Raw genomic sequence first — 8,492 nt, 5'->3', positions numbered from 1 at the left:
AGATCCGGGCCGCGGCCTCGCGCAGCGCGGGCACGGCACGCTCGCCGAACGCGTCGTCGACGCGCGAGACGGGGCCGGAGACCGAGATGGCGGTCGGGGTCGGAGCGTTGGGGACGGGCATCGAGAAGCAGCGCACGCCAACCTCCTGCTCCTGCTCGTCGATCGCGTAGCCGCGGGCGCGGATCTTGTCGAGGTCCGCGAGGAGCGTCTCGACGTCGCCGATGCTGTACGCCGTGGGCGTGGGCATGCCCTGACGGCCGACGATCGCGCGCACCTGATCGTCCTCGAGCTGCGAGAGGATCGCCTTGCCCACGCCGGTATCGTGCGTGTGGGCGCGCCGGCCGACCTCCGTGAACATGCGCATCGAGTGCAGCGAGGGGACCTGGGCCACGTAGATCACCATGTCGGAATCGAGCACGGCCATGTTCGCGGTCTCGCCGAGGCGGTCCACGAGCGTCTTGAGCTGCGGCTGCGCGAGCGCGCCGAGCTGCTTGTTGGCACCCTCGCCGAGGCGGATGAGGCGCGGGCCGAGCGCGTAGCGGCGATTGGGCAGCTGCCGCACGTACCCGAGCGCGACGAGCGTGCGGAGGAGCCGGTGGATGGTGGGCAGCGGAAGCTCGGTCGACGACGACAGCTCGCTCAGCGTGACATCCCCACCTGCGTCGGTGATGAGTTCGAGCAGCTCGAAGACGCGCTCGACGGACTGGACGCCGCCTGAGGCCTTCTCGGCCATGTGGTCCTCCATGGGTCGCGACCGGAACCTGTTCCGGCATTAATTATCCGCATCCCGGAAACTTTGCGGATACCTCACGATACAACACGCTGACAAGGCCCCCGTCCCGCACGTTGCGGGGTCCCGTCCCACACGTTGCGGGGTCGCGCGCGGGGACTTGTTTTTCCAAGATGCAAACAATAATATCCGTAGTACGGAAATTAACCCGAGGCGGTTGCCTCCTGACGTAAGGACGATTCAATGGCGAGTCCCAGCCCCGGCAACTCCATCACGCTCCGCATCGACGCGCCGTCGCGCATCAGCATCACGGGCGAGCTCGCCGCCGCCGTCGCCGCGGCCGGCGCCCCCGTCACGGCGCTCGACATCAGCGAATCGCATCACGACCGCCTCACGGTGGACATCACGTGCAACACGACGTCGGAGCAGCACGCCGAGCAGGTCGCCGCGGCGCTCGAAGCACTCGACGGCGTGACCGTGCGCAAGGTCTCGGACCGTACCTTCCTCATGCATCTCGGCGGCAAGCTCGAGGTCGTCCCGAAGGTTCCCCTCCGCAACCGCGACGACCTTTCGCGCGCCTACACGCCCGGCGTCGCCCGCGTGTGCCTCGCGATCGCAGCGAACCCGGAGGATGCCCGCCGCCTCACCGTCAAGCGCAACACCGTCGCGGTCGTGACGGACGGCTCGGCGGTGCTGGGGCTCGGCAACATCGGCCCGGCCGCCGCGCTCCCGGTCATGGAGGGCAAGGCCGCCCTCTTCAAGCAGTTCGCCAACGTCGACGCGTGGCCCGTGTGCCTCGACACGCAGGACACCGAGGAGATCATCAAGATCGTCAAGGCCATCGCGCCGGTGTACGGCGGCGTGAACCTCGAGGACATCGCGGCGCCGCGCTGCTTCGAGATCGAGGCCCGTCTCCGCGAGGAGCTCGACATCCCCGTGTTCCACGACGACCAGCACGGCACGGCCATCGTCACGCTCGCGGCGCTCGTGAACGCGCTCAAGCTCGTGGACAAGAAGATCGAGGACGTGCGGATCGTGGTCTCGGGCGTCGGCGCGGCCGGCAACGCGATCATCCAGCTGCTCCAGGCCCAGGGCGCGAGGAACATCATCGCGTGCGATCGCAAGGGTGCGATCCACCGCGGGCAGCAGCTCACGGACGCGCACCGCATCTGGATCGCCGAGAACACGAACCCCGAGGCGTTCTCTGGAACCCTCCACGAGGCCCTCAAGGGCTCGGACGTGTTCATCGGAGTCTCCGCGCCGAACCTGTTCGGCCCCGAGCAGGTCGCGACGATGGCCCAGGACGCGATCGTCTTCGCGATGGCCAACCCGGACCCCGAGACGGATCCGATCGCGGCCGCCGAGCACGCCGCCGTCGTGGCCACCGGCCGGAGCGACTTCCCCAACCAGATCAACAACGTGCTCGCGTTCCCGGGTGTGTTCCGCGGCCTGCTCGACGCTGGCGTGGCCGACATCACCCCTGACATGCTGGTGGCGGCGGCCCAAGCCATCGCCTCGCGCGTCTCGGACGAGGAGCTCAACGCGAGCTTCATCATCCCGAGCGTGTTCGACCCGCACGTCGCCCAGGACGTCGCCGCGGCCATCGTCGCGGCAGCGCACTCCTGATCCAGCACGGGGTCCTCACGATTCAAGACTTCAGACCAGGGAGAGGAAGTAGAGCTATGGCCATCACTGTGACCGATACGAAGCCCGTGGAGCGCGCGGAGGAGATCCTCACGGACGAGGCGCTCGCGTTCGTCGAGGAGCTGCACCGCCGCTTCGCCGCCGAGCGCAAGGACCGGCTCGAGGCCCGCAAGGCACGACGCGCGGAGGCCGCCTCGACCGGCCGGCTGGACTTCCTGCCGAACACGGCGGAGATCCGCGCCGCCCAGTGGAGGGTCGCGCCGGCGCCGGCCGCGCTCGAGGACCGCCGGGTCGAGATGACCGGCCCGGCGAGCCCCGCGAAGATGGCCATCAACGCGCTCAACTCGGGCGCGAAGGTGTGGCTCGCGGACATGGAGGACGCCTCGAGCCCGCACTGGGCCAACGTCGTCGACTCCGTGCTCAACCTGCGCGACGCCGCCCTCGGCACGCTCTCGTTCACCTCGCCCGAGGGCAAGGAGTACCGGCTCGGCGAGGACGCGCCGCTCGCCGTCGTGGTCACCCGCCCGCGCGGCTGGCACATGGAGGAGCGCCACATTACGGTCGACGGCGAACCCGCCTCGGGTGCGCTAGTGGACTTCGGCCTCCACTTCTTCCACGTCGCGAAGCTCCTCATCGCTTCCGGCCGGGGCCCGTACTACTACCTGCCCAAGATGGAGAGCCACCTCGAGGCGCGCCTCTGGAACGAGGTCTTCGTCTTCGCGCAGGACTACCTCGGCATCCCGCAGGGCACCATCCGCGCGACCGTGCTCATCGAGACCATCCCCGCCGCGTTCGAGATGGACGAGATCCTCTACGAGCTCCGCGACCACGCCTCGGGCCTCAACGCGGGCCGCTGGGACTACCTGTTCAGCATCATCAAGTTCTTCCGCGATGCCGGCGAGAAGTTCACGCTCCCCGACCGCGCGTCCGTCGTGATGACGGCGCCGTTCATGCGTGCGTATACCGAGCTCCTCGTCCAGACGTGCCACAAGCGCGGCGCGTTCGCGATGGGCGGCATGGCGGCGTTCATCCCAAACCGCAAGGAGCCCGAGATCACGGCCGCCGCGATCGAGAAGGTCCGCGCCGACAAGACGCGCGAGGCCACGGACGGCTTCGACGGCTCGTGGGTCGCGCACCCGGACCTCGTCGAGACGTGCCAGGCGGTCTTCGACCAGTTCCTGGGCGATAAGCCCAACCAGGTGGACCGCCAGCGCCCCGAGGTCAACGTGACCGCGGACCAACTGCTCGACGTGTCCTCGGCCGAGGGCGTCGCGACCGAGGCCGGGCTGCGCCTCAACCTGTACGTCGCCGTCGCGTACACGGCCGTATGGCTCTCGGGCAACGGCGCCGTGGCGATCCACAACCTCATGGAGGATGCGGCGACCGCGGAGATCTCGCGCTCGCAGGTGTGGCAGCAGATCCACAACAAGGTGGTCCTGAGCGACACGGGCAACACCGTGACGCGCGAGCTCGTCTCGACGCTCCTCGCGGAGGAGACCGAGCGCCTGCGCGGCGAGGTCGATCCCGGCCAGTTCTCCGCGTACTACGAGCCCGCTAGCCGCCTCATCGCGGACATCTGCCTCTCCGAGGACTACACCGACTTCCTCACGACACCCGCATACGAGCTGGTGGGCTGATGGGCGCCCCCGACTCCGGCTTCCCGGCTGAGGCCTTGCCGAAGGCGGTTTTCGGTGACGCGGACTTCGAACGGATCGACTCGCAGCTCGCGGGCACGGATCGCCTCCTCGCCGAGGCGTATCCGGGCGATGCCGGCACACGCCAGCCCGTGCACACCGTGTACGTCCCCGCGGACCGGTTCACGCCGTCGCTCGCCGCGGACTGGGGCCAGCAGGCCCTCGCCGCGGCGGGCGAGGCCGGCGGGATCCAGCGCCTCGCCGAGCTCGTGGGCCTCCCCGCCGAGCTCGTCGCCGAGGTGGCCCCGCGCGTCGAGGCAAAGCTGGGCACGGAGGCCATCGAGGACCTGCGGATCGACTTCGAGGACGGCTACCTAGCCCCCGGACGCTCCGCGGATCCCGACGCCACGGAGGACGCCGAGGCCGTCCGGGCCGCGGACCAGGTCGCCGTGGCGATCGCGGCGGGGACGGCGACGCCGTTCGTCGGCATCCGCTTCAAGTGCTTCGAGGACGGCACACGACGGCGCGGCCTGCGGACGCTCGAGCTGTTCCTTGCGCGGCTCGTTGGCGTGGGTGGTGGCGGGCCGGACAGCCTGCCCGAGGGTCTCGTCCTGACCCTGCCCAAGGTGAGCACGGTCGAGCAGGTCGAGGCGATGGTCTACGCCGTCGAACGCCTCGAATCCTCGCTGGGCCTGCATCCCGGCCGCCTCGGCTTCGAGGTCCAGGTCGAGACGCCGCAGCTCATCATCGGCCCGGACGGCAACCACCCCGTGGCCCAGCTCGCCCACCGGGCGCAGGGACGGATCACGGCCCTGCACTACGGCACGTACGACTATTCGGCATCGCTCCAGATCGCCGCCGCGTACCAGTCCATGGAACACCCGGCCGCGGACTTCGCGAAGGAAGTCATGCAGCTCGCCGTCGCCGGGACGGGCATCCGCCTCTCGGACGGCTCCACGAACGTCCTCCCTGTGGGCGACGCCGCCCAGCGCGATGAGGCGTGGAAGCTCCACGCGCGCCTCGTGCGCCGCTCGCTCGAGCGGGGCTACTACCAGGGCTGGGACCTTCACGCCCACCAGCTGCCCACGCGGTACATCGCGACGTACGCGTTCTACCGCGAGGGTCTTCCGAAGGCCACCGAACGGCTGCGGAACTACGTCCAGCAGACGGTAGGCGCGGTCCTCGACGAGCCCGCCACGGCCCGCGCGCTCGCGGCCTTCGTGCTCCGCGGCGTCCAGTGCGGCGCCGCCGGCGCCGACGAGGTCCGTGCCCTCACGGGCCTCTCGGAGGGCGACCTCACGCGCCTCGCGCACCCGCGCCTGGCTGCACTGAACGCGAACTAGCTTCGACCGCAATCTAGTAAGGACTCACACATGGGCAAGTACTACTACCCCGAGGGCGGGCTGCCGCCCCAGACCCACCTCACGACCGAGCGCGCGATCGTCAAGGAGGCCTACACGGTCATCCCCAAGGGCGTCCTGACGGACATCGTGACAAGCAATCTCCCCGGCTTCACGAACACGCGCTCGTGGATCATCGCCCGGCCCATCTCGGGCTTCGCCACGACGTTCTCGCAGCTCATCGTCGAGATCGGCCCCGGCGGCGGCGCCCCGAAGGCCGAGTTCGAGGCGGGCGTCGAGGGCGTCATCTTCGTGACGAAGGGCAAGGTCAACCTCACGCTCGGCGGCGAGGTGCACGAGCTCGACGAGGGCGGCTACGCCTACCTCGCCGCAGGCGACGAGTGGGGCCTCGAGAACGTCTCCGACGGCATCGTCTCGTTCCACTGGATCCGCAAGGCGTACCAGCGCCTCGAGGGCTACGAGGCCAAGTCCTTCGTGACGAGCGACGCCGAGGTCGCACCCCGCGAGATGCCGAACGTCAACGGCGTGTGGAAGACGACGCGCTTCGTGGACCCCGACGACCTGGCCCACGACATGCACGTGAACATCGTGACGTTCCAGCCAGGCGGCGTGATCCCGTTCCCCGAGACCCACGTCATGGAGCACGGCCTCTACGTCCTCGAGGGCAAGGCCATGTACCTGCTCAACAACGACTGGGTCGAGGTCGAGGCCGGGGACTTCATGTGGCTTCGCGCGTTCTGCCCGCAGGCCTGCTACGCGGGCGGCCCGGGCGAGTTCCGGTATCTCCTCTACAAGGACGTCAACCGCCAGATCCGCCTCACCTGACGGAACGCCCTACCCGCGCGGGGTCCACGGCGGCCGCTCCTCACCCGCCCCGCCACCCATACCCTCCGCCCCCGGTCGCGCAACGCCGGGGGCGGAGCCATTTAAGGCGCTGGCACAGCCCGCTCAGCCGGCCGCGGGACGCCGCAGCCCGCTCAGCCGGCCGCGGGACGCCGCACGTCGTACACGAGCTCGACGAGGCCGGAATCCAGCGTCTCAGTGCCGCGCAGCGCGAGGACCTGCGCGCCCTCGGGGAAGAACCCGCGCCCCGCGCCGAGCGCAACGGGCATGACGAGCAGCCGCACCTCGTCCACCTCGCCGCCCGCGAGGAAGGAGCGCGCGAGCGTCAGGCTGCCCCACACGACGACGTCGCCGGGCGTCTGCCGCTTGATCCGGCGGATCGCCTCGATCGCGTCGCCCGATTCAATCCGGCACTCACCGATGGAACCCCACGGCGCCTCGCGGAGCGTCGTCGAGAAGACGTAGCGATCCAGGGCGTTGAGCTTGTCCGCGATCATCTCGGTCGCCGAGGCCGGCGTGGGCCAGAACGCGTTGAAGAGCTCGTAGGTCCGGGCGCCCATGACCATGGCGTCGACGTCGTCGAGCCACGCGAACTGGTGGCGGTCCCACTCCGCGACGCTGCCTTCGACCTTCTGCGTGAACGTGAAGTTCCCGTCGGCGTCCGCCGCGAAGCCGTCCGCCGTGACAATCTCCTGCACCACGAGCCGTCCCATGCCCACCACCGTGGCATCCGGCGGTCGGCCCGGCAAGGGCCCGCGCAGCATCTCGCGCCGGGCCATGCCCCGAGTCTTGGGCGCGCCTCAGGGACCGGCCGGCACGATCGCCGCCGGGCGGGGGCAGGGAAGCTCGCCGAGGCGAGCCAGATCAGACGGCGAGCTTCTCGCCGTCGTCCACGTCGCCGTCGTCCGCGCCGCTGTTCCCTGTCGGGACCCAGCGCACGGTGACGTTGGCGCCGTCGCCGTCTTCCTCGATCCGCAGGACGAGGTCTTCGCCGTACAGATGTTCGTGTTCCGCGTAATGCCCGTCGAGGCGCGCGGCCTCGAGGAGCCGCTCGAGAGCAACGGCCAAGGCCCGCCCCCAGTCTCTAGGGTCTGTGCTCGAGGCTCGCTCGGCACCCACATAGCTGGCCATGTGGCCATTGTGGTCCCCCCGGGGAGGGACACGCCAGTGGCGTGGGTCACTGCTAGGCTCGGGCCATGGATGAGGCTTTGGGGAGGTTCATCAGCGATTTCGGGGACCTCGTGCGGCTCGCAGCCGAGCGCAAGTGGGACGGATCGGGGCCCTCGGTCCGCGACGTCGTGGCCGAGCACCTCGGGGCGGACCCCGGCGAACTCGCCACAGTCATCGAGCCGATTCAGCTGCACCGCCTCGTCGACACCGACGTGGTGCTAGACGAGATCGCGGGCCGAGATCCGTCCGCGCGCGTCATGGGCGTCGGCGGCGGCCAGATGCGGATGCACGCGGACTTTCGGGGCATGGTGGACAGCGGCATCGGCCGCGCGTTCTCGGTCGTCACCCAGCCCGACTATTCGAACGAGCCCATCGGCCCCAGCGAGCAGCGCCGCACGCTGTTCTTCGGCCTGCGCCTCTTCCGCTACGACGGCACGCCAGTGGCAATCCTGCAGCGAGGCGCGTCGCCCAACGAGCAACGGTTCATCCCTTCGCTCGAGGTCATTGCCGGCGATGAGGACGCCGTGTCCCGCCTTTTCGCGGAGCTGCGCGGACGGCTCGAGCGCGAGAGCATCTTCAAGGGCCAGGTGATCCTCCTATCGATCACGGGCTTCGGGCCGGGGCGCGCACCGACTCCCGCGGGGATCACGTTCGTCGAGCGGCCGCAGGTCTCCGAGGCAGACGTCATCCTCCCGCCCGAGGTCCTCCCGCGCATCCGAGAGCACACCCTCGGGGTGGGCCGGCACGCGGCCGTGCTCGAGGCCCACGGGCAGCACCTCAAGCGCGGGCTCCTGCTCTACGGCCCGCCCGGCACCGGCAAGACGCACACCGTGCGGCACCTCATCGGGGCGTCCGAGGGGACGACCGTACTCATGATGGCCGGGCGCTCCCTGGGGCGGGTGACGGACGCGGCGCAGATGGCGCGCGCGCTCACGCCGTCGATCGTGGTCCTCGAGGACGTGGACCTCGTCGCGGAGGACCGCAGCTTCGGGCCCATGCCGCAGCCCCTCCTGTTCGAGATCCTCGACGCCCTCGACGGGCTCGACGGCGACGCCGACGTCGCGTTCATCCTCACGACCAACCGGGTCGAAGTGCTCGAGCGCGCGCTCG

Annotated in this window: 8 protein-coding genes; 5 read left to right on the top strand and 3 right to left on the bottom strand. The window is 69.9% G+C overall.

What is annotated here, in order from left to right; all coding sequences use genetic code 11:
- Positions 1-733 (bottom strand): IclR family transcriptional regulator (locus ACLN58_RS14085; protein WP_415855889.1); only part of this gene is annotated, 733 nt, incomplete at its 3' end.
- Positions 734-973: 240 nt separating this feature from the next.
- Between ACLN58_RS14085 and ACLN58_RS14080 the strand changes: the two genes are divergently transcribed.
- Genes ACLN58_RS14080 through ACLN58_RS14065 form a run of 4 tightly spaced genes read left to right on the top strand, consistent with a single transcriptional unit; the run spans position 974 to position 6,194 of the window.
- The gene (locus ACLN58_RS14080; protein WP_415855888.1) at positions 974-2,356 is read left to right on the top strand and encodes an NAD-dependent malic enzyme; all 1,383 of its coding nucleotides are present in this window, start codon (positions 974-976) and stop codon (positions 2,354-2,356) included.
- Between the two features lie 56 nt (positions 2,357-2,412).
- A complete protein-coding gene (aceB, locus tag ACLN58_RS14075) occupies positions 2,413-4,011 on the top strand; it encodes a malate synthase A (RefSeq protein ID WP_415855887.1) in 1,599 nt (532 codons plus the stop codon).
- A complete protein-coding gene (locus ACLN58_RS14070; RefSeq protein WP_415855886.1) occupies positions 4,011-5,351 on the top strand; it encodes a DUF6986 family protein in 1,341 nt (446 codons plus the stop codon). Before aceB ends, ACLN58_RS14070 begins: the two co-directional genes overlap by 1 nt.
- Before the next feature lie 30 nt (positions 5,352-5,381).
- Positions 5,382-6,194: a bifunctional allantoicase/(S)-ureidoglycine aminohydrolase gene (locus ACLN58_RS14065; RefSeq protein ID WP_415855885.1), complete on the top strand. Its 813-nt coding sequence runs from the start codon at positions 5,382-5,384 to the stop codon at positions 6,192-6,194.
- A gap of 152 nt (positions 6,195-6,346) precedes the next feature.
- On the opposite strand, the gene ACLN58_RS14060 is transcribed toward ACLN58_RS14065, so the two are convergent.
- A complete protein-coding gene (locus ACLN58_RS14060) occupies positions 6,347-6,991 on the bottom strand; it encodes a dihydrofolate reductase family protein (protein WP_415855884.1) in 645 nt (214 codons plus the stop codon).
- An 85-nt stretch (positions 6,992-7,076) separates the two neighbouring features.
- On the bottom strand, positions 7,077-7,343 hold the full coding sequence (locus ACLN58_RS14055) for a hypothetical protein (RefSeq protein WP_415855883.1): 267 nt from the start codon (positions 7,341-7,343) through the stop codon (positions 7,077-7,079).
- 65 nt (positions 7,344-7,408) lie between these two features.
- Here ACLN58_RS14055 and ACLN58_RS14050 point away from each other — a divergent pair.
- On the top strand, positions 7,409-8,492 hold a 1,084-nt coding region (locus ACLN58_RS14050; RefSeq protein ID WP_415855882.1), incomplete at its 3' end, for an AAA family ATPase.

Origin of the sequence: Sinomonas sp. G460-2 (assembly GCF_047759905.1) — a bacterium.
Classification (GTDB): Bacteria; Actinomycetota; Actinomycetes; order Actinomycetales; family Micrococcaceae; genus Sinomonas.
The sequence above is the reverse complement of the archived record's forward strand: the minus strand, read 5'-3'. Positions and strand labels throughout refer to the sequence as shown.

What these genes read in the sequence shown, in the direction of transcription:
- ACLN58_RS14080 (WP_415855888.1), top strand. Translation starts at nt 974, where the DNA reads ATGGCGAGTCCCAGCCCCGGCAACTCCATCACGCTCCGCATCGACGCG.
- aceB (WP_415855887.1), top strand. Translation starts at nt 2,413, where the DNA reads ATGGCCATCACTGTGACCGATACGAAGCCCGTGGAGCGCGCGGAGGAG.
- ACLN58_RS14070 (WP_415855886.1), top strand. Translation starts at nt 4,011, where the DNA reads ATGGGCGCCCCCGACTCCGGCTTCCCGGCTGAGGCCTTGCCGAAGGCG.
- ACLN58_RS14065 (WP_415855885.1), top strand. Translation starts at nt 5,382, where the DNA reads ATGGGCAAGTACTACTACCCCGAGGGCGGGCTGCCGCCCCAGACCCAC.
- ACLN58_RS14060 (WP_415855884.1), bottom strand. Translation starts at nt 6,991, where the DNA reads ATGGCCCGGCGCGAGATGCTGCGCGGGCCCTTGCCGGGCCGACCGCCG.
- ACLN58_RS14055 (WP_415855883.1), bottom strand. Translation starts at nt 7,343, where the DNA reads ATGGCCAGCTATGTGGGTGCCGAGCGAGCCTCGAGCACAGACCCTAGA.